Here is a 20,499-nt window from a genome sequence, read left to right on the forward strand (position 1 = left end):
CTACATCTCAAGAAAACGGCGGCTCACCGGGACCTATTCCAGCTGTGAGCGACCCCACGTGCGCGCCTGCCGGGAAATCGCCGCGTCGGCGACCAGAGCTGCGGCCGCCCCTGCCGCGTAAGCCAGCAGGTCGAGGGTGGAAAAGGTGGTGCCCAGCAGTAGGCGCGACGCCGGGAAGGCCTGTCCCAGCCTCTCCGGGAGGCCGGAGAGCTGGAAGAGCTCGACGGCGGCACTCAACGCCAGTGCCGCCGCCGCGGCCCGGGTGCGTCGAAGCCGGGTCGCCACGAAGGCCAGGGCCAGGTACACCAGGACGGTGTAGAGCGCGTCGGCGAGCAGTCCGGCAGCGGCGCCAGTCAGCAGAAAATGCACCGCCAGGCCTAGGACAATTGTCGTTGCGGCCGCTGCCGCCAGCACGCTACGGCGCGGACCTGCGGTGTGTTGGGAAACTGCGGTACTGCCGGAAACTGCGGTGTGGCGCTTGCGGGCGTGGGACGTGGCCGCATTCTTCGACGTGGCGCAAGGGTCGGGCTCAGGCATGCCCACGAGCCTACAGGGGCCTGCACTTACAGGGATCCGGCGTGGCCCCGCCACCGTCGATCCGGTCGGCGGGCGCCTGTTCTCGGCGCGCCGGTGAACGTTCAGCCGCAGCTCCCGCTCCTGCGTCCGGCGTGATGCCGGTGCCGCTGAGGTCATTTAAAAAGCGGATAACCACCTCCCGCTCATCCGGGGTCAAACGCGCAGCCACCTCGAAGCGGCGTGCGTGACTGCGGCCCACCGTCTCCCGCACCTGTTCGTGCGTACCGTCGGTGATGCTGATCATCAACACGCGACGGTCCGTGGGATGCGGGGACCGCTCGATGTGGCCGGCAGCAGCCAGACGGTCCAAAAGCTTAGTCGTGGCGGCAGTGGAGATGTTCAAGTGTTCGGAGAGCAGACCGGGGGTGGCAACGACGCTTTGATTCTTTGCAATTACCAGGAAACGGAGCGCCTTCATGTCGGTTTCGTTCAACTGCATGTCATTGCGCGACTGAAAGCTGAGGGCAGCCTCGGTCTCGCGCCAGTTGCGGATCCAGGAAAGCACCCTGACGATCTGAGCAATCTCCCCCGCGCCCAGCGAGGAGTACTCGACGAGTTCGTGGCCCGGGTCAATGATCCGGGGATCCAGCATCGAATCTGGCGCCCAAGGCGAACGGTTGCGTGGATCGGACATGAGTGTATTGTATGTCCATAGAAAAAGCTTACTCGGTTATTTATTAGATCTTCTAGTAATATTTATCTTAAAATCAACCGCCAGACAGGAAGCCGAAAGGGCTTGATCACGCAATGAACGCTGAATCCCGAAGCGATTGGAAGCCCGCACGTTGGTTGCGCATCCTCCTCCCGGCAGTACTGATCATCATCTGGTTTGCTGCCGCGAGCTTCGGCGGCCCCACCTTCGGCAAGCTGTCCTCAGTTTCCAGCAACGATCAGGCAGCTTTCCTGCCGGCAAGCGCGGAGTCTACGGAAGTGAATGCCTGGCAGCAGAAGTTCACCGATTCCAAGGACATCCCAGCCATTGTGGTGATCGCATCCCAGGCCGCCCTGACGACGGGCCAGCTTGAGGACTACCAAAAGCTGGTAGCAAAATTTGCCGCGGTCGACGGCGTACAGTCCCCACAGGCGCCAGCCACGACGTCGGTGGTCGGACCCATACCGTCCAAGGACGGCAAGGCTGTGGAGTTCATTGTGCCCGTAAGCGACACCAACAACGTCGATACCGTCGTGGCGGGCCTGCGCACTGTTGCCGGTACTGCCAATTCATCGTCGACCGCAGCTTATGTCACTGGTCCGGCCGGCCTGACTGCTGACCTGGTCAATGCGTTCGGCGGCATTGACGGCATCCTGCTGCTGGTCGCAGGTGGCGCGGTCTTCCTGATCCTTCTGCTGGTTTACCGCTCGATCGTCCTGCCGTTCCTGGTTTTGTTGACATCGGTCTTTGCTCTGTCCGCCGCCATCCTCCTGGTCTATGCGTTCGCCAGTTGGGGCTGGATCAAGCTCAGCGGACAAAGCCAGGGCATCCTCTCCATCCTGGTCATCGGCGCTGCCACCGACTATTCCCTGCTCCTGGTGGCCCGTTACCGGGAATCGCTTCGGCACGTGGAGTCAAAATGGGTTGCGATCGGCCGAGCCTGGCGGGCCGCCTTGGAGCCAATCGCCGCCTCGGGTGCCACCGTGATCATCGCCCTGCTGTGCCTGTTGTTCTCCGATCTGAATTCCAACAAGAGCCTGGGCCCCATCGCCGCGATCGGCATTGTCTTTGCCCTGCTCGCCTCCTTGACCTTCCTTCCGGTGTTGCTGGTTCTCTTCGGTCGCGTGGCGTTCTGGCCGTTCCGCCCCCGGCTCGAGGCCCCCGACGCCCACCCACATCGCAAGGCCACTGAATCGGTGCACGGGCTCGAAGGCATCCCTGGACTGTGGAACCGGGTGGGGACCATGGTCTCCCGGCGCCCTCGGATCACGTGGGTCATCTCACTGATCGTCCTTGGCGCGTGCACCCTTGGCCTCTTCCAGCTGCACGCAAACGGCGTCCCGCAAAGCGACGTCATCCTCACCAAATCTCAAGCCGCAGCCGGTCAGACGGTCTCCTCCGCCCACTTCCCCAGCGGCGCCGGCAGTCCTGTGGTCATCGTGGCGGACCAGAACAAGGCCGATGCAACCTTGCGGAAGGTCGAATCGGCGGAAGGCGTCAGCTCGGCCGCGATCTACGCCGGGAACGTACGCCCGGGCGCGGAGGCTGCGCCGGTGGTGAAGGAGGGCAAGGTACTCATCAATGCGGTGCTCAAATCCGAGCCGGATTCACAGGCCGCAGAACAAGTAGTGCGCACCTTGCGCGCCGACCTTCCCGCCGCCGATCCCGGTGTGCTCGTCGGAGGCGTGACAGCGATCGCCTATGACACCAATACAACGGCGCAAAGTGACCTAGTCAAGATCATCCCGATCGTGCTTCTGGTGATCCTGGTGATTTTGATGCTGCTGCTGCGCTCCATTCTGGCTCCCGTCCTACTCATAGCGAGCGTGGTGGTTTCCTATGCCGCCGCGCTGGGTGTCTCGGCGATCGTGTTCAACCACATATTCCATTTTCCTGGCGCAGACGCTGCAGTGCCACTGTTTGGCTTCGTGTTCCTGGTGGCACTGGGGGTGGACTACAACATCTTCTTGATGACCAGGGTGCGCGAGGAGTCGCTGCGCATCGGTACCAGGCCCGGCATCCTGCGCGGGCTGGGCATGACCGGCAGCGTGATCACCTCGGCCGGGGTGGTGTTGGCCGCGACCTTTGCCGCACTGGCCGTGATCCCGATTCTCTTCCTGGTCCAAATTGCCTTCATCGTCGCCTTTGGCGTGCTGTTGGACACGGTAATTGTGCGTTCGCTGCTGGTACCGGCCGTGTCCTACGACATTGGCCAGGCCATTTGGTGGCCTTCGAAGCTCTCGCGTCCCTCACCCGAGAAGGCAAGCCGATGACCAGTGCACGCCGCCGCTGGGCGGGCTTGGTCTTCATCAGCATTGCCGTGGCCTTGATCATTGTCGATTCCACCATCGTAAATGTCGCCATTCCCTCGATCGTGCGGGACCTGGACATCACCTCGACCCAGGTGCAGTGGGTGCAGGAGAGCTACACGCTCGTTTTCGCCGCACTTCTGCTGGTCTTTGGCACGCTCGCCGACCGTTACGGCCGACGCCGGATATTACTCAACGGAGTCGCCTTCTTTGCCACTGCATCCGTATTCGCGGCGTTGGCCCCCTCCGGCAACCTTCTCATCGGTGCCCGGATCATCCAGGGCATCGGTGGCGCCATGGCGCTGCCCACCACGCTGTCCCTGATCAACGCCACCTTCCGGGGCAGGGAACGCGGGATAGCGTTCGCTGTGTGGGGATCTACCATTGGCGGGATGGTGGCCGTCGGACCATTGTTGGGCGGCTGGCTGACCACCTACTACTCGTGGCGGTGGGCGTTTGGCATCAATGTGCCGCTCGCCGTGGCCATCGTCATCGGCGTGCTCCTGTGCGTGCCCGAGTCCAAGGATTCCGGCCAGCCGCGACGCATCGACATCGTCGGCGCTGTCCTATCCGTCATCGCCAGCGCGTCGCTGGTCTTCGGACTGATTGAGGGCCGCAGCTACGGCTGGTGGCTGGTGGCTGCGGACAACAAACCCGTTTTTGGCAACTGGGCGTGGCCGTTCGCGCTCTCGCCCATCCCCATGGCCTTCGCGGTGACCCTTTTATCCGGCTCCGCCTTCATCTGGTGGGGCATCCAACGCCAGCGGGCGGGAAGGACCACGCTCCTGGCGTTTGCGTTGTTCGCGATCCCTTCTTTCCGTAATGGCAACGTCGCCGCCATGATCGTCTCGCTCGGCGAATTCGGCATCATCCTTTCGCTGCCGCTGTGGCTGCAAAATGTGATTGGCTACGATGCACTGCAAACGGGGCTCGTCCTGCTTGCCCTGGCAATCGGATCCTTTGCCGCAAGCGGACTCTCCAGTGTGGCTCTGGCCAAAATCTCACCTGTTGCGATCGTGCGCATTGGCATCGTGGCTGAGATCATAGGTGTTGCCGGACTCGGTCTTGTCATCTCCTCCAGCGCCACGTGGCTGACCATCATTCCCTTCCTCTTTGTCTACGGATTTGGCGTGGGATTGGCCACGGCCCAATTGACGGGGGTGGTGCTCAAAGATGTCCCGGTGGAACAGAGCGGCCAGGGCTCCGGCACGGCCAGCACGGCCAGGCAGATCGGATCTGCCCTCGGGATAGCGATCCTTGGAACCATCCTTTTCACCTCGGTTGGCTCATCCCTGAATTACCGGCTCTCCGACGACTCCGCTGCGCTGTCTGCCTCCGCGCGCAGCCAGATCGTGGACACCGTGGTGCTCAGCGCCGGTGGCGCCATTCCGGGGTTGGCAGCGAAGGACCCGCAGGTGGGCGCCGCTGCCCGTGAGGCGTTCAGCGACGGCACCCGGTATTCAGCGTTTGCCGCGTCCGGCTTCCTGGTGCTCGGGCTGCTGGCTACGCTTCGACTCTCAGGCCGGACCGGCGATGAAGCCGCCGAACCCTCTCCTGAGGAGCAGCGGTCCCGATGAGGGGCACGGGTGGCATGCCCACACACTGGCAGCGGTGCGCCCCGGCTGCCTGCAGTAAACGAACCGGACGCGGTCAGGCAGTTTCCACACGATTCCTGCGGCACGAAAATCCACCACACCGATGGCCTTGGCAGGGCAGCTGGGATGAGCTGATCTGTCCACGCATGTAGTCCATGTCTTCGAAGACTACCGTTGGCGGTCCAGTCATTGTGAATGTCCCGCTCGGCAAGCGTCGAGCCGCTGAGAGGGGCACATCATGGGCAGGTTGGGGCGGGTAGGTCTCATTGGCAACAAGTGAGTGTTGGCAGGTGCGGTCCTGTACCTGATGGAATTGCTCGCGATCATTTGGGGCGGCATTGCCGGAGTCGGCACTTCAACCGTGCGCGGGGCTGCTCTTGCGGAGGTGCTGTCAACGTATGCCGGTCATGCAGACGTGGTCTACGCCATGGCCGGCTGGTTCTCCGTCATCCTGCTCGGCCGGATTCTGCTGTTCATTGGCCTGCGCCAAGTACTGGTGGATTCCGGCCACCGCCCTCCGTTACTCGACTTCGCAGTGGCGGCTGCGACCGTAAGCGTGAGCATTGAGACTGCGTCCTTCGGGATCGCCGCAACGGCCGCCGCCCCTGCGGATGCAGGAAACAAACCACTTGCCATGCTCATGGACCAGGCCGGTGCGGGCCTGAACCTCATGATCGCCGGAGGACTCGGAGTCGCCATCGTGTGTGCGGTCTTTGTCATGTGGAAATCCAAGCTCTTCAGCATGCCGCTCGTGGTGCTTGGCGCCGCCGCCGGCATCGGCATCACCGGGGCCCAACTGGCCGTTTCCCCTTCCCTGCAGCCGCTCTTTGAGGTGCTCTCCTACTTCCCGTTCCTCTTCTGGGCCTGGATCCTGTGGCTTGGCGTTGTCTGTCTTCGCGCGGCGCCAGGGCTCTCGCCCGTCCGGTACCCGGATCCTGAGCCCGAGGCTGAAGCTGCATTCTGAGGGAGACCCGGGGCATGGTGTTCCGACGACGGACCATGGCGCTCCCAAGTTGCTACAGCACTGTGCCTTAGGCCTTGACGATGGGCAACTCAGCCCATTCCGTGGTGTAGCGCGGGGACGAGTGCTCCCGCTTCATGGTCCAGCCCGGCTGCGCTGCAAGCCCGCCGAGGCCGATTCCGATGGCCTGGCTGCCGAACCTGCCACGCACCTCCCCCAACACGCCGCCCACTCCAGGCTGCGAGGCGCCGGTTCCTGAGCCGAAAACATCCAGCATCTCGGGCCCGTCGGCCGGTTCCAGGCCGCTGAACATGACGCCAGCGCGCAGGTAGGCCGCCCCCGGCACGGTGCTGCCTCGCATGGCCGCAACGGCGGCGCGCACCAGCACGATCGGGTCCTGGGTCGGCACGGGAAAGCGCACCGTCACGGCAGGGAAGCTGCCTTCACCGCCAGCAAACCTGCTGGTTCCGGCGGTGACGGTCATGGCGGAGGCACGCAGTCCGTCGTCGTGCATGCGCGCGGCCGCCTTCTGCGCATAGACTGCCATGACCTCCTCCATGGCGCCCACCGTGGTGACGGGCGCGGAAAAGCTGCGCGAGAACATGATCTGCTGCTTGTCCGCCCGTTCCTCGGTGTGCGGTATGCATTCGGTCCCGTTGAGCTCCATGACCGTGCGTTGGAGGACCACTGAGAACTTCTTGCGGATGAGCGCCGGGTCCGCTGCTCTAAGCTCGGCGATGGTCTCGATCCCCATCAACTTCAGCCGTGCCGCGGTGCGGCCACCAACGCCCCACAATCCCGAGACAGGCACCCTGTGCTGGATGGCGTCGGCATGCCCGGCCGGCATGGCACCGAGATCGCACACGCCCCCCAGCCCCGGGTTTTGTTTGGCAATCCGGTTGGCGAACTTGGCCAGCGTCTTGGTGGCGGCTATGCCAACGCATACCGGCACGCCCACATGCAGGTCCACCGCCGCCCGGATGTCCTCGCCGGTTTTACCTAACTGCTCCGGCGTCCCGGTCAGGCCCACAAACGACTCGTCGATCGAGTAGACCTCCTGCCACGTGCCGAAGCGTCCCACCACCTCCATGACGCGTGCGCTCATGTCTCCGTACAGTTCATAGTTGCTCGAACGCGCCATCAGGCCCCAGGCCCGGGCCTGCGCCTGCAGTTGGAACCAGGGGGTGCCCGTGGCGATGCCGAGCGCCTTGGCTTCGGCCGAGCGGGCCACCACACAGCCGTCGTTGTTGGAAAGCACCACGACGGGGCGGCCTTCCAGCAGTGGGTCAAAGACCCGCTCGCAGGAGACATAGAAGTTGTTCACGTCCACGAGCGCGATCCGGTCCTGGCTCATGGGCAGCCACCCGAGCTGTTCAGGACAGCCCCCCTAGTCCGGTGAGTCGGCATGCCGCGCCGCTCCTTAGACATGGTGCAGGCAGCGGGTCACGACGCCCCACACGGTCAGCTCACTGGGCTTGGCAAGTTGGCCCGCCGCGGGAGGCGACGGTTCCGTGCTCAGGGCAGGCTGGCCGTCGTTGTGCCTGAGGAAACGGCGCACCAGCAGCTCTCCGTCCACCACGGCAACCACCACGCAGCCATCCCGCGGCGGCAAGGAACGGTCCACGATGATCTCGTCGCCGTCGGCGATGCCCGTACCGGCCATGGAGTTCCCGCTGACCCGCATGACGAATGTACTGGTGCGGTCCCTGATCAGGTGGCGGTTGAGGTCGATCCCACCATGAAAATAGTCGCGCGCCGGGGAGGGGAAGCCCCGCGGATCAGTCTCTGCTGCCACTGACGTTGCCAAGTCCATGCCAAACACAACACCACCGCCTAGAACAGGTATTCGAGAAATCAGTGTATCACCAACCCCGCCGTGGCTTTCGGCGCCAGGTCCATGGTGGTGATCCGGAGCCACAGCCAGAGCCGCGTCTGTGGATCGACCAGATCAATACAGAAGTCCTTGCCCAGGCAGGCGAGCCGGTAGCGGACGGTGTTGTTGTGGACATGGAGTCCGGCGGCCATGGCGGAGGTGCTACCGCTGGTGGCCAGGTAGGAACGGAGGGTGACAAGGTAGTCCGTCTGCTGTTCGGCATCGTGGGCCAGTATCCCGGCGATGTCATCGCGGCCGTCCAGCCCCTGCTACTCGATGAACGCGCCCACTTTCATCAAGTTCAAGGTATCCCGTGGTTCTCCTACAGCGCCACCGACGTGGCCCGACTGCCCGCAGGTTGCCCGTGAAGCAGCAATTCCGGCGTTTGCAGCGCCTCCGCCCTGGATGCCGGCAGCTCCTCCACCCCGGACGCGAGCCTGCCCCGGTCTTCTTAGTTGGTGCCCACTGGGGGTTGGCATTACGGGGTCTCCGCCGTCCCGTTGCGTTTATCGAGGAAAGCCAAGTGCCGTTCGCCAATTATTGGTTAGCCCGAATGGCGCTAGTAGACAAGGACAAAAAAGGTGAAGGAACAATCCAAGCGATGGAGCAGGGCGACCGTCTACCCGGACACGTGGGTTAACCCAGATGACGATCCCCGCAACTCCGACGGAGTCAGCCCGGACGGCGAATTGGCGACACTGCAGGGGTACCTCTTGGACTATCGACTGACGCTTCGGATGAAGTGTGAGGAGCTGGACGCGAGCAGCTGGCTCGCCGGTCGGTACCGCCGTCGACCATGTCCCTTCTCGGCCTGCTCCGTCATCTCGCCGAAGTGGAGCGCGACTGGCGCAACTGGATCACGTCTGGTGATCCGCTGCCAAAAATATATGGCGAGGGCGACGCGGACTTCGACGGGGCTGTCGCAGAGCAGATGGTGGTCGACTCCGCGTATGCGGACCTCGACCACGAGCAGGCCGCTACGGACGCCACGCTGGCCGAGCACCCGGATCTGGGTGAGCGACTCGGGAGGAACGGTATCGCTGTCAGGGAATTGCTCGTACACAGGGTCGAGGAATACGCAAGGCACTGCGGGCACGCCGATTTTTTGCCCGAATGCATCGGCGGCCGCGTTTGCCAGTAACAGATCCTCTGTACGGACACCTCCGTGTTCCGCAGAACGTTCCGCTTGCGGGCACCGGCGCAGGTGTGGCAATTCGGTCGGGGACGGACTCGCATCCAGCAAGCCAGTTGTTGATGTCGCGCCAAACGCGCGGGTAGCGCGCTCAGGCCCGTCTCAGCCTGTGGGTGCCGGCCGCTGGTCGCCGAACCAGCGGAGAAGGTGGCCGGTGAGGGCGTCCTGGTCATCGCCGATCCACGCGATGTGTCCGTCGGGGCGCAGGAGAACTGCGGGTTCATCGAGTTCTTCGACCGTGCCGGTGATCAGGTCAACGCGGTCCGCCCAGCCGGAGACCGTGAGCCGTCCGGTCTGATCCAGAAGCAGCCCGTGGCCCGTGCGCATCCGCTCGTAAAGCCGTCCTTGCGCCAGCTCCATGTCCCGCAGCCGCCGCCCGAGCAGATCATGCCCCTGGCCGACGTCGTACCGGACGGAGATCGCGGTGAGCTTTTCGATCAGGAACCGGTTGACGTCGTCGAAGTCCATGAGGTCGGAAATCAGCTTGCGAACGGCCTGGGGGCCCGGATCGGTGTCGAGCAGCAGCATGTTCGCTCGGGTGGTCTCCAGCACGTCGGCCGCGACGGGGTGCCGCTCGGTGTGGTAGCTGTCGAGGAGGCCGTCGGGCGCCCAGCCGTTGATGGTGGCGGCGAGTTTCCAGCCCAGGTTGAACGCGTCCTGGATGCCGAGATTGAGCCCTTGCCCGCCGACGGGAGTATGGATGTGTGCGGCGTCGCCGGCCAGCATCACACGGCCCACCCGGTAGTGCTCGGCAATGCGCGTGGCGTCACCGAACCGTGACAGCCAGCGCGGCGAGTGGACGCCAAAGTCGGTTCCAGCCCACGTAAGCAGCTGTTGCCTGATCTCTTCGAACACCGGCGGGACTGCCCGGTCCTCCGCCACATGGGCGGCGGGAACCACGACCCGGTAGAGGCCGCCGCCAATGGGGCCGACGCCGAACCGCTTCTGGGTCTTGCTGATCTCGCCGACGACGGCGGCCACCTCCTCCGGCGCCGCCGTCAGCTCCATCTCGCCCATGAGCGTGTCCACCCGGGACTGCTCGCCGGGAAATGCCACGTTGAGCAGTTTGCGCACTCTACTGCGGCCACCGTCGCACCCCACGACATAGCGGGCGTGCAGCCGAGTGCCGCCAGCCAATTCCACTTCCACCTGGTCTTCACTCCGAGTGAGCGCAACCAGCTCGCAGCCACGGCGAATCTCCACCCCCAGCCCGGCGGCGTGATCTTCCAGCAGCTGATCGGTGACCGGCTGGGGAATGCCGAGGACGTAGCCGTGGGCGGTATCAAGGTCCGCGGGCGCCGGTTTGGAGATGCCGGCGAAGAAGCCATTTAGCGGGTACTTCTGACCGCGGGCGAGGAACCGCTCCAGCAACCCCCGCTGGTCCATCACTTCGATGCTACGCACGTGCAGGCCAAGCGACCGGGCGATCCCGGTGGGCTTGGCGTCCTTCTCCAGCACCAGCGTTGACACGCCGTGCAGCCGCAGCTCCGCTGCCAGCATGGAGCCCGTGGGGCTCGCTCCGACAATGATCACATCGAACACAAAAATCTCCAGACCTTTAAGGAGGTGGTCCGCCCGCGGACGTCACGGCGGTGGCTCCTGAAGGGGCCGGCCTATCATTATGCGCCCCCGCGGGGCCCCGTGGTGCCTCATGTCAATATGCTCGCCAAATGATTCCTGCGTGCCTCATCTAAAGTGCTCGCGAAAGTGTCATGCTGCGTGGGGTGCTTGGGAGTAGGTCTTGGCTGCGGCCAGCCGGATGAGTCGCTGCTGGATTTCGTTGATCCGGTTCGTCAGTCCGGCCAGGTCCAGGCTGTTGTAGAGCTTGTCCATGTGGTGGCGTTGGGGTTCGAGCATGATCCCGGTGTCCTTGATCCGTTGGGCAGGGGTGCGTGGATTGTCGTAGCTGCGCACGGACTTTCCCTTGCGACTGAGGTGATATCCGGTGACTTTCTTGGTGGGCAGGAACAGGTTCTTTCGCAGGTTCACCAGCGGCCAGAGTTCGTTGAGTCACACCATGATGGATCAACATCAATCCTGCCAGCGGGCACCAGGCCTGCCAATAACCATTAGAGAGTCTCGTCGGGCCCTTGCAGCAAGACCCCCCTGGGCGGATATCCTGAAGATGGCAGGTATGGATGTGCCACCGCTATTCGCCTAGATGGCGAGCCGACGGCTCCAACGTGCCAACTGCCTCTCCCCAATGTCCCGGGATCCCCACGAGCACCTTGCCACTCCCGTCTCCCGCCAGCATCAGGGCCAGGGTGCTTCCCGGCTTGGGTACGGTGAAAAAGCTGATGCCCCCGGTTCCAAAAGTTACTGCGAAGTCACTTTCTCCCGCAATTGCAGGCGTCAGGACAAGGCGAACGAAGTCCGCGCGTGGCCCACGACGAAGTTACGACGACGCCGGCCACCTCGTGCCATGGCCGCGCCCCCAAACGTGAGACTGCGAGGAGGCTGCGGATCGTCAGGCCAGTGCGGAAAGCCCAACCGAGCACAGGAACAGCAATGGCCGTGCCGGTAACAATGAGCTGCCTCATTGGCATCCCGGAATATTCCGGCACGATCAACCATCCGGCCTCGCCCGGATCGACACCCAACTGGGCCATCATGCCAATTGAAGGGGCTGCATTGCACAAATCCAAGATGGTGAAGTGGCCGTGTACGGGTTTGCCGTTGGCAGCGTAGTCCGGGCCAAGGCTGCAGTGGACCCCCTTTGCGGCGTATTCATAGTGGCTTTTCACTTTGGCGTCGACCTGCGGCCAGTTGCCCCGCAAAGGCTGTCGGACATGCCAGAAAAGCGCGCATCCGAGCACAGACAGGACCATCAGGGCGAAGGTTCGGAAGCGAATCTGTCGACGCATGCGGCCCAGGGCATTGTCCACTTCGCGGGCTGGGGTCCTCCTGAAAGGTTCGCCAGAAACTGGCAACTGGACACCTGGCGCCAACAGGATTATGTTCATTCGCTCCCCAAATAATGAAGTCCCACATCGGGGCAGCTAACGCGAGTAAAGATGCGCAGGGTGGGAGCCCCTCACCGGGACCCGGCCTGCGGCGCCCTGGAACTGTGGGTCATCAGCAAAAATGATTGCGCTGACGGCGTCGACAAGACATGACGAATCAGTACCCATGGCGCCCCAACGGCCAACAGGGCTGCAATCCCAGGACTTTGGGAAGTACGCTGACTCGATGAGACCGCTGCGGTATTCCATCAATGTCACCCTGGACGGATGCTGCGATCATCGCGTAATCGCCGCAGATGAGGAACTGCACCGGCATGCCACGGAAAGCCTCGCCCAAGCCGATGCCCTACTTTTTGGACGCGTCACCTACGAAATGATGGCGGCCGCCTGGCGTCCCCCAGGGCAGTTGGAGGCCAGACCTGATTGGATGGGGCCCTTCGCCCGGACCATCGATGCAGCCAAGAAGTATGTCGTTTCGAGCACGCTTGGCAGCGTGGATTGGAACGCGGAAATCGTGCGCGGGGAGCTGATGACAGCGGTTGACAAGCTGAAGCGGGAGCCGGGCAACGGGCTATTCGTGGGCGGCGTGAAGTTGCCGATGGCGTTGGCGGAACTCGGACTGATTGATGAGTACGAGTTCGTGGTCCAGCCCAGGTTGGCAGGCCATGGGCCCACCCTGTTCGCGGGGCTGTCGAAGCTGGTGGACCTGCGTCTCGTGGACCGGCTGGAGTTCGGTTCCGGTGCCATGGCCCTCCGATATGAGCCCAAACGATAGTCCCCGCCCAAGAGGCAACGCTTGCAGCAACATGACGGGCGTACCATCACTCCATGGGACCAGTCAGCACATATCTTGGCACGGTTGACGGGGCCGAGCGCGCCGCCCTCGAACGTGTCTATGCCATCGCCCACAAGATGGTGCCCGAGGCCGAGGAAGGCACCAGTTACGCCATGGCCGCACTTATCTACCGTGGCAAGGGCCTCATCGCCACCGTGCGGGCAAGGAAGTTCCTGTCGATCTACCCGTTCAGTGGCGCCGTTGTCGCCGGCAATCTCGACTTGCTGGCCGATTTCGAAACGACGACCGGCAGCATCCACTTTTCCGTGGGTCATCAACTGCCGGACGCCACGGTGCGGCGCATCGTCCAGGCCCGGCGGGCGGAGATTGACGCGAAATCCCGTTAGACCACCGGCGTTAGGACACCGATGCCTTCACCAGTTCGGCGACCTTTTTCTCAACTGCAGGGCTCCACTTTTCAAGCGCGTACGATACCGGCCAGATCTCGCCGTCGTCGAGGTGTGCGGCGTCCTGAAACTCCAGGGTAGAGTAGCGGGTGTTGAATTTACCCGAGTTCTTGAAGCAGAAAACGACCTTGCCGTCCACATTCGCGTAGGCCGGCATCCCGTACCAGGACTTCGGCAACAGTTCCGGGGCATTCGCCGTCACTGTCACGTGTACGCGCTCGGCGATCACGCGATCTTCCGGCGTCATCCTGGCCATGCTGTCGAGTACAGCTTGGAGCCCATCGGCCTTCTTGGCGCCCTGCTTGCCCTCGGCGCGCAACTCCCCGGCCCGCTCCTTAATTGCTGCATGCTCCGCTGCGGAGAAGCCGGTGGACTCGGACGTGGCATTCGTGGTGGGCATTATGCGCTCTCCCTATAATTGGTGCGGAACTGGTCGCCGCCGCCTTCTGTGAACAGGCTATGCCCGTCCGCGCTTCGGCGCTTCTTCATTCCTGCTCATGACAGGCGGAGCATCCCGGAACTGCGCCCGCCGTGCTTGGATGGAAGCATGGCCACCCTCATCGTGCTGCGCGGCAATTCCGGCTCAGGCAAGAGCACGGTGGCGCGCGTGCTGCAAAGGGAATTGGGCGCTGTGTGGATTGAGCAGGACTACTTCCGCCGCGGCATCCTGGGCGAGACCGGCAACTACTCGACATTGAGCGTGGAACTCATTGAAAACGCCGCCGCGCTGGCACTGGCCCATGGGCGCACAACCGTCATGGACGGCATGTTCAACGCCTCAAAATACAGCGCCGCGTTCGGGCGGCTGAACGCCGGGCATTCCGGGCCCAACCTGTTCTATGCCTACGAACTCACGCTCGAGGAGACCCTGCGCCGCCACCAGACCCGTCCGCACAAGTTGGCCGACTTTGGCGAAAAGCAGATGCGCGGCTGGTACCACGGCTGGGATCCACTGGAGGGCATTGTGGAACAACGGATCGGCGCCGGGGAAACCGTGGAAGAAACGGTCCAGCGGATCGTGGCCGAGGTGCACAAGCAGTAGTCAGGCGGTCAGGCCCAGGCGGCTCATTCGTCTGGAGTGGCCGCGCGTCAGCTGCGCCATGATCGCCACCGCTTCCATTGCGGCCTCTTCCTGTGTCCCCTCCGGGCTCAGGCCCACCAGGAAGCTGTGCCTGTCGCCAATGCGCTGCGCCTGCGTCAAGGCCTCCCCCACCATCCGCCGGCCCCACAGCGCCAGCCGGGACGACAACCGGGGATCCTCGTCGAGCATCTTCTTCAACAGTCCTTCCAGCAGCGCGGTCTGCTCCTCGCTGGTGCGCACCTTGGCGATGATGCCGCGCGTTTCAGCATCCAGGCGCTCGGCAATGGCCGCGTAAAAGTCCTCGGTGATGGCATCCACCACATAAGCCTTCATGAGCGATTCGTGCCAGTCGGCCGGCCGCGTCCGCTCGTGGAAGGCGTCCACCATGCGCTGGAACGGCAGCATGGCCAGCTCCGGGTCCATGCCCATGGCCAGCAGCCGGCCGCACACCATCTCATAATGCCCAAACTCCGCCACGGCCATCTTGCCCAGCACGGCACGGTCATTGAGTGTCGGAGAGTAGCGGGCGTCGGAGGACAGCCGCTCAAACCCGGACAGTTCCCCGTACGCAATGCCGCCGAGCAAATCAACCACAAACTTGTCGTAGCGGGCACTTAGTTCTCCGGCGGAGACGGGTTCATCTGCGGCAGGGGGCTCAGTACTCATAGGCTCCAGCGTAGTCCGTGCCGTGCCGCCCTTGCGCGACGCGGCGAATCGTTTACGCTGATTGCGTGCCGTACTCTCACATTGGCGTCCGAAGCAGCGCCGCCCAGCAGACGCTCACCCGGGCCCTCGAGGCCCTAGCAGTGGAGTTCAAACTGCCGGACGGCTTTGACCCCCAAGTGCTCGCCGAGGTGAACCAGGTCATCGCCGGCCACACCCTCCCGGACCCTGACCTGACCGCGCTGCCATTCATCACCATTGACCCGCCCGGCTCCCAGGACCTGGACCAGGCCATGTTCCTGGAACGCGATGGGGACGGCTATGTGGTCCACTACGCCATTGCCGATGTCCCCTCTTTTGTCCCCGCCGGAGGCCCGCTGGATACGGAAACCCGGCGCCGCGGCCAGACCATCTACACCCCCGGCAACCGCATCCCGCTCCACCCGGTCCCGCTGAGCGAGGGAGCGGCCAGCCTCTTCGCCAATGATCCGCGCTCGGCGTTTGTGTGGGAAATCCACCTCGCCGCGGATGCCACCCAGACGTCGGCGAAGGTGCGCCGTGCCACAGTCCAAAGCGTGGCCAAGCTCGATTATGCCCAGTCGCAGGACATGCTCGACGCCGGGAACGCACCTGCCGCCTTTGCCGGCACCTTGGCGCTGTTACGCGAGATTGGGACGAAACGGATCGAGCTGGAACGCGCCCGCGGCGGCGCCAGCCTTAACGTGCCGGCCCAGGAAGTGGAGTTTGTGGACGGGCGCTACGTGCTCCAGTTCCGGCCCGGCCTGCCCGTCGAGGACTGGAACGCCCAGATTTCACTGCTGACCGGCATGGCCGCGGCGCAGGTGATGCTGGCCGGCAAGGTTGGCATCCTGCGCACCATGCCCGCCCCGGATGCCGGCGCCGTTGCGGCCTACCGGCTGCAGACCGTGGCGCTGGGCAAGCCGTGGGATGAGACCATGGCGTACGGCGCCTACCTGCGCACCCTGGACACCTCGGACCCCAGGCAGCTGGCGTTGATGCACGCCGCCGCCACACTGTTTCGTGGCGCCGGCTACACCCCCTTCAATGGCACCGTGCCCGAGGAAGTGACCCAGGCCGCCGTCGCCGCCCCCTACGCCCATGCCACCGCACCCCTGCGCCGGCTCGTGGACAGGTTCGTCCTGGCCATCTGCGCCGCGCTGTGTTCCGGAGCGGAGGTGCCGGCCTGGGCTGTCCAAGCGTTGGATGCGCTTCCTGAGATCATGTCCGCCTCCAACCAGCTCGCCAGCAGGGTGGACCGGGCAGCCATCGACACGGTGGAGGCGGCGTTGCTGAGCCATCGCGTCGGAACGGAATTTGACGCCGTCGTCCTTGCCGGGCCCCGGCAAAACGGCCACACCACGAAGGCGGGCGCAGCCCGCAGCACCATCCAGATCGCCGAACCGGCAGTCACCGGATACTGCGTCGGCAACCTGCAACCGGGCACGGTGGTGCGCGTGAAGCTCGTGACGGCGGACATTGCCAGGCGGACCGTCCAGTTTGTGCCGGCCGCCCCCACCCAAACCGGCAGTTGATAACGGTGCTGGCGGCCAACACCGTCATCAACTGCCCATTCGCGAAGGTATTTGGGGCCGACCCGCTAGACTAAGGGAGTAGACATGGATGCCCGGTCGTTGATTGATGTTTTTAATTCAACAAACCCGCCCCTACGCGAGTCTCTTTATGATCCTTCCAGCCCGCTATCTGGCGGCGGGAGGACAAGTTTTTGTTAGCCCGCGATCGGCTTCCCCAAGGTTGTGCTGTCCCGCCAGGCTCCGTTCGGCAATGAAACGCCGGCGTCGAGCCCACGTCAGGGCGCACCTGAATAGACGAATTGAACGGTAAGCATTTGAGCATTGAAGCAGATTCCCTCCTGCAGGCAGAAGACAGCAGCGAGAAGGTCGAAATTGACGGCAGCCTGGTCAGCAACGAACCCCCGCGCCAGGAGGAAAAGGAAACCTTTGCCAGCTTTGGCGTGCACGCGGACATTGTCCGGTCGCTGAACGAGGCTGGCATCACCCACCCCTTCCCCATCCAGGCCATGACGCTGCCCATCGCCCTGGCCGGCCACGACATCATCGGACAGGCCAAGACCGGAACGGGCAAGACCCTTGGCTTCGGCATCCCCGCACTGCAGCGCGTGGTGGGCCCCAAGAGCGACAACTTTGACAAGCTGCCCGTTCCCGGCGCCCCGCAGGCCATGGTCATCGTGCCCACCCGCGAGCTGGCCGTCCAGGTCGCCGGCGACCTCACCACCGCCTCCAAGCACCTGGGCGTGCGCATCGCCACCATTTACGGCGGCCGCGCCTACGAGCCCCAGATCGAATCACTGCAGAAGGGCGTCGAGGTGGTGGTCGGCACCCCCGGCCGCCTTATCGACCTGCTGCGCCAGGGCCACCTGAAGCTAAAGAACGTCAAGATCGTGATCCTCGACGAGGCCGACGAAATGCTGGACCTGGGCTTCCTGCCCGACGTCGAAACCCTGATCGGCGGCACGCCCGCCGTCCGCCAGACCATGCTGTTCTCCGCCACCATGCCCGGCCCCGTGGTCGCCATGGCCCGGCGCTACATGACGCAGCCGACACACATCCGTGCCGCCGACCCCGACGACGAGGGCCTGACCAAGCGCGACATCCGCCAGTTGATTTACCGCGCCCACAACCTGGACAAGATCGAGGTCGTGGCCCGCATCCTGCAGGCCCGCGGCCGCGGCCGCACCATCATCTTCACGAAGACCAAGCGCACCGCCGCGAAGGTATCCGAGGAACTCGTGGACCGGGGCTTTGCCGCCGCAGCCATCCATGGTGACCTTGGCCAGGGCGCCCGCGAGCAGGCCCTGCGAGCCTTCCGCAACAACAAGGTTGACGTTTTGGTGGCCACCGATGTGGCCGCCCGCGGCATTGACGTGGACGACGTCACGCACGTAGTCAACTACCAGTGCGTCGAGGACGAAAAGATCTACCTGCACCGGGTGGGCCGCACGGGCCGCGCCGGCAACAAGGGCACGGCCGTGACGTTCGTGGACTGGGACGACATGCCCCGCTGGGCACTGATCAACAAGGCCCTGGGCCTGAGCGTTCCGGAACCGATCGAGACGTATTCCTCCTCCCCGCACCTGTACACGGACCTCGACATCCCCGAGGGCACCAAGGGCCGCCTGCCCCGCAACCAGCGCACGCACGCCGGCATCAATGCCGAGGTCATGGAGGACCTGGGCGAGACCGGCAAGCGCAACGCCCCGAAGTCTGACGGACGCGACGCCGGCCGGGGTCCCAACCGCGGTGGCAACCGCTCGGGTTCCCAGCACGGTGAGAAGCGCACCGGTGAGAGGAACGACGGCGGGCGGAACCGCCGTCGCACCTCCTCCGAACGCGGCAGCCAGGCCCCGGACAACGGTCCTGCCCAGGACAACGCTCCAGTCCAGTCCAGCGAGGCCGCCGCCACACGCCCGCGCCGCAGCCGCACGCGCCGCCGCAACGGCGAGGTCGTGGCCAAGCCGGAAACCGCCGGCGAATAGGGTCTGACGCGCCCATGACAACGACCGCCTGGCAGCCGGACGCCACGGGGCCGAACCTGGTGGTCCATGCCGACAACGCCGAGTTCCTGCCCACCCTTCCCGACGGATCCTTCACCTTGATCTACGTGGACCCGCCCTTTAATACGGGGCGGGTGCAAAGCCGCCGGCAAACCACCATGGTGCACAACGCCGAGGGTGCCGGCGACCGTGTGGGCTTTGGCGGGCGCAGCTACGACACCATCAAGGGTGCCCTGCACAGCTACGACGACGCCTTTACGGACTACTGGCAGTTCCTGGAGCCGCGGCTGGTGGAAGCGTGGCGGCTGCTGGCCGACGACGGCACCCTGTACCTGCACCTGGACTACCGCGAAGTGCACTACGCCAAGGTCATGCTGGATGCGATCTTTGGCCGTGAGTGCTTTCTGAACGAGATCATCTGGGCCTACGACTACGGCGCACGGGCCAAAAGCCGCTGGCCCGCCAAGCACGACAACATCCTCGTGTACGTAAAGAACCCGAAAACGTACCACTTCAACAGTGCCGAGGTGGACCGGGAGCCGTACATGGCGCCGGGCCTGGTGACACCGGAAAAGCGTGAGTTGGGGAAGCTGCCCACGGATGTGTGGTGGCACACCATCGTCTCGCCCACGGGCAAGGAAAAGACCGGCTACCCCACCCAAAAGCCCGAGGGCCTGCTGCGTCGCGCCGTGGCCGCCTCCTCCCGTGAGGGGGACTGGGTGCTGGACTTCTTTGCCGGCTCCGGGACCCTGGGCGCCGTGGCCTCCAAGCTGGGGCGCCGCTTTGTGTGCGTGGACGCGAACCCCCAGGCCATCGAGGTCATGACGGCACGCCTGGGGCACGTCGCAACGGTGGTCGGCCCTGACCTGTCATGCGCAGCCGACGATGCAGGCACCGCGCAGGACGGTGTCATGCGCGCCGCCGACCCGGAGCACTGCGCAGAAGAGGTCATCCGGCCGGGCCAGCCCACGCTGTTCGAACCCTAGGGCAGGTACGGCCGGGACCCGGTCCCGGCCGCAATGATCCGCTCGAGCATCTCGGGCGTGGTGGTGTTTTCCCCCAGGAGATTGGGCTTGCCCGCCCCGTGGTAGTCGGAGGAACCTGTCACCAGCAGCCCTTCCTGCAGCGCCAACGCCCGCAGCCAGGTGCGGCCTTCGGGGGAATTGTCCCGGTGGTCGACCTCCAACCCCAGCAGTCCGGCGTCGATCATGTCATGGAAGGTTTCCGGAGCCGCCACCCGGCCGCGGGCAGATGCCATGGGGTGGGCAAACACGGGCACTCCCCCCGCGGCTCGCACCAGCTCCACGGCAAGCACGGGATCAGGGGCGTAATGGCTGACAAAGTAGCGCGAGTGTGAGGTAAGAATGTTGGCGAAGGCCTCGTTGCGGTCCGAGACGATCCCGGCGGCAACCAGGGCGTCCGCGATGTGGGGGCGTCCCACCGTGGCGCCGGGGGCAACATGGGCGCTGACGTCGTCCCAGTTCAGCGGGTAGTCCTCGGCCAGGCGCTCCACCATGCGTTCGGCGCGGGTGAGGCGGGCGTCCTTGGCCTTGGTGATTTCCTCCAGAAGGCCCGGGTGGGCGGGGTCGTGAAGGTAGCACAGCAGATGGACGCTGACGCCCCTGTCGGTTTTGCAGGAAATCTCCATGCCCGGAACCAGTCCGATCTCCAGGCTGCGGGCGGCCGCCAGTGCACCGGCCCAGCCCGCCGTTGAGTCGTGATCGGTCAGCGCCATCACGTCCAGGCGCGCCGCGGCGGCTGCGGCCACCAGCATTGCGGGTTTCTGGGTGCCGTCGGAGACGTTCGAATGCGCATGCAGGTCGATCTTCACGCTCCAAG

The 20,499-nt window shown here is 64.5% G+C and carries 21 protein-coding genes; 10 read left to right on the forward strand and 11 right to left on the reverse strand.

Annotation, left to right across the window (positions count from 1 at the left end; genetic code table 11):
* Positions 1–33: 33 nt before the first annotated feature.
* Together CVV68_RS02915 and CVV68_RS02920 are read right to left on the reverse strand one after the other, a co-directional pair.
* The gene (locus CVV68_RS02915; RefSeq protein WP_170133066.1) at positions 34–537 is read right to left on the reverse strand and encodes a DUF2809 domain-containing protein; all 504 of its coding nucleotides are present in this window, start codon (positions 535–537) and stop codon (positions 34–36) included.
* A gap of 10 nt (positions 538–547) precedes the next feature.
* Positions 548–1,210, reverse strand: coding sequence for a MarR family winged helix-turn-helix transcriptional regulator (locus tag CVV68_RS02920; protein ID WP_110499507.1), 663 nt, complete (start codon positions 1,208–1,210; stop codon positions 548–550).
* A gap of 113 nt (positions 1,211–1,323) precedes the next feature.
* Here CVV68_RS02920 and CVV68_RS02925 point away from each other — a divergent pair, with 113 nt between their 5' ends.
* The 3 genes from CVV68_RS02925 (at position 1,324) to CVV68_RS02935 (ending at position 6,096) form a co-directional block, all read left to right on the forward strand.
* Positions 1,324–3,501 (forward strand): MMPL family transporter, encoded by a 2,178-nt coding sequence (locus tag CVV68_RS02925; protein WP_110499508.1) that lies wholly within the window; start codon positions 1,324–1,326, stop codon positions 3,499–3,501.
* Positions 3,498–5,114 (forward strand): MFS transporter, encoded by a 1,617-nt coding sequence (locus CVV68_RS02930; RefSeq protein ID WP_110499509.1) that lies wholly within the window; start codon positions 3,498–3,500, stop codon positions 5,112–5,114. Before CVV68_RS02925 ends, CVV68_RS02930 begins: the two co-directional genes overlap by 4 nt.
* Positions 5,115–5,415: 301 nt before the next feature.
* Positions 5,416–6,096 (forward strand): hypothetical protein, encoded by a 681-nt coding sequence (locus CVV68_RS02935; protein ID WP_110499510.1) that lies wholly within the window; start codon positions 5,416–5,418, stop codon positions 6,094–6,096.
* Positions 6,097–6,163: 67 nt separating this feature from the next.
* On the opposite strand, the gene CVV68_RS02940 is transcribed toward CVV68_RS02935, so the two are convergent.
* From CVV68_RS02940 to CVV68_RS24105, 3 genes are all read right to left on the reverse strand, one after another.
* Positions 6,164–7,447: a Y-family DNA polymerase gene (locus CVV68_RS02940; protein WP_110499511.1), complete on the reverse strand. Its 1,284-nt coding sequence runs from the start codon at positions 7,445–7,447 to the stop codon at positions 6,164–6,166.
* A gap of 66 nt (positions 7,448–7,513) precedes the next feature.
* Positions 7,514–7,906: a LexA family protein gene (locus tag CVV68_RS02945; RefSeq protein WP_110499637.1), complete on the reverse strand. Its 393-nt coding sequence runs from the start codon at positions 7,904–7,906 to the stop codon at positions 7,514–7,516.
* Positions 7,907–7,947: 41 nt separating this feature from the next.
* Positions 7,948–8,118 (reverse strand): helix-turn-helix domain-containing protein, encoded by a 171-nt coding sequence (locus CVV68_RS24105; protein WP_245933298.1) that lies wholly within the window; start codon positions 8,116–8,118, stop codon positions 7,948–7,950.
* Positions 8,119–8,762: 644 nt separating this feature from the next.
* On the opposite strand from CVV68_RS24105, the gene CVV68_RS24745 reads away from it, so the two are divergent.
* Positions 8,763–9,107, forward strand: coding sequence for a mycothiol transferase (locus CVV68_RS24745; RefSeq protein ID WP_306415676.1), 345 nt, complete (start codon positions 8,763–8,765; stop codon positions 9,105–9,107).
* 153 nt (positions 9,108–9,260) lie between these two features.
* Here CVV68_RS24745 and rox read toward each other — a convergent pair whose 3' ends face one another.
* The 3 genes from rox to CVV68_RS23085 form a co-directional block, all read right to left on the reverse strand.
* Positions 9,261–10,700, reverse strand: a complete 1,440-nt coding sequence (gene rox, locus CVV68_RS02960) for a rifampin monooxygenase (protein ID WP_110499513.1) — start codon at positions 10,698–10,700, stop codon at positions 9,261–9,263.
* Positions 10,701–10,868: 168 nt separating this feature from the next.
* A complete protein-coding gene (locus CVV68_RS02965) occupies positions 10,869–11,147 on the reverse strand; it encodes an integrase catalytic region (protein ID WP_110499514.1) in 279 nt (92 codons plus the stop codon).
* Positions 11,148–11,485: 338 nt separating this feature from the next.
* The gene (locus CVV68_RS23085; RefSeq protein ID WP_146238812.1) at positions 11,486–12,043 is read right to left on the reverse strand and encodes a hypothetical protein; all 558 of its coding nucleotides are present in this window, start codon (positions 12,041–12,043) and stop codon (positions 11,486–11,488) included.
* A 304-nt stretch (positions 12,044–12,347) separates the two neighbouring features.
* Here CVV68_RS23085 and CVV68_RS02975 point away from each other — a divergent pair, with 304 nt between their 5' ends.
* Together CVV68_RS02975 and CVV68_RS02980 are read left to right on the forward strand one after the other, a co-directional pair.
* Entirely contained in the window at positions 12,348–12,896 is a 549-nt protein-coding gene (locus CVV68_RS02975; RefSeq protein WP_110499516.1) for a dihydrofolate reductase family protein, read from the forward strand.
* Positions 12,897–12,949: 53 nt separating this feature from the next.
* The gene (locus CVV68_RS02980; protein ID WP_110499517.1) at positions 12,950–13,303 is read left to right on the forward strand and encodes an iron chaperone; all 354 of its coding nucleotides are present in this window, start codon (positions 12,950–12,952) and stop codon (positions 13,301–13,303) included.
* Positions 13,304–13,313: 10 nt separating this feature from the next.
* On the opposite strand, the gene CVV68_RS02985 is transcribed toward CVV68_RS02980, so the two are convergent.
* Positions 13,314–13,763, reverse strand: coding sequence for an iron chaperone (locus tag CVV68_RS02985; protein WP_110499518.1), 450 nt, complete (start codon positions 13,761–13,763; stop codon positions 13,314–13,316).
* A 147-nt stretch (positions 13,764–13,910) separates the two neighbouring features.
* On the opposite strand from CVV68_RS02985, the gene CVV68_RS02990 reads away from it, so the two are divergent.
* On the forward strand, positions 13,911–14,405 hold the full coding sequence (locus CVV68_RS02990; protein WP_110499519.1) for an AAA family ATPase: 495 nt from the start codon (positions 13,911–13,913) through the stop codon (positions 14,403–14,405).
* Here CVV68_RS02990 and CVV68_RS02995 read toward each other — a convergent pair whose 3' ends face one another.
* Positions 14,406–15,110 carry a ferritin-like fold-containing protein gene (locus CVV68_RS02995; RefSeq protein ID WP_110499520.1) on the reverse strand — a complete coding sequence of 235 codons (705 nt, stop codon included), beginning with the start codon at positions 15,108–15,110 and terminating at the stop codon, positions 14,406–14,408.
* 65 nt (positions 15,111–15,175) lie between these two features.
* Between CVV68_RS02995 and CVV68_RS03000 the strand changes: the two genes are divergently transcribed.
* From CVV68_RS03000 to CVV68_RS03010, 3 genes are all read left to right on the forward strand, one after another.
* Entirely contained in the window at positions 15,176–16,660 is a 1,485-nt protein-coding gene (locus CVV68_RS03000; protein WP_110499521.1) for an RNB domain-containing ribonuclease, read from the forward strand.
* 371 nt (positions 16,661–17,031) lie between these two features.
* Complete coding sequence (locus CVV68_RS03005) at positions 17,032–18,642, forward strand: DEAD/DEAH box helicase (RefSeq protein WP_438502608.1); 1,611 nt, start codon at positions 17,032–17,034, stop codon at positions 18,640–18,642.
* A 14-nt stretch (positions 18,643–18,656) separates the two neighbouring features.
* The gene (locus tag CVV68_RS03010; RefSeq protein WP_110499523.1) at positions 18,657–19,646 is read left to right on the forward strand and encodes a DNA-methyltransferase; all 990 of its coding nucleotides are present in this window, start codon (positions 18,657–18,659) and stop codon (positions 19,644–19,646) included.
* Here CVV68_RS03010 and CVV68_RS03015 read toward each other — a convergent pair.
* Positions 19,643–20,491, reverse strand: coding sequence for a PHP domain-containing protein (locus CVV68_RS03015; RefSeq protein WP_110499524.1), 849 nt, complete (start codon positions 20,489–20,491; stop codon positions 19,643–19,645). The genes CVV68_RS03010 and CVV68_RS03015 overlap by 4 nt on opposite strands.
* Between the last annotated feature and the right edge of the window lie 8 nt (positions 20,492–20,499).

The organism is Arthrobacter livingstonensis (assembly GCF_003219815.1).
GTDB lineage: Bacteria > Actinomycetota > Actinomycetes > Actinomycetales > Micrococcaceae > Specibacter > Specibacter livingstonensis.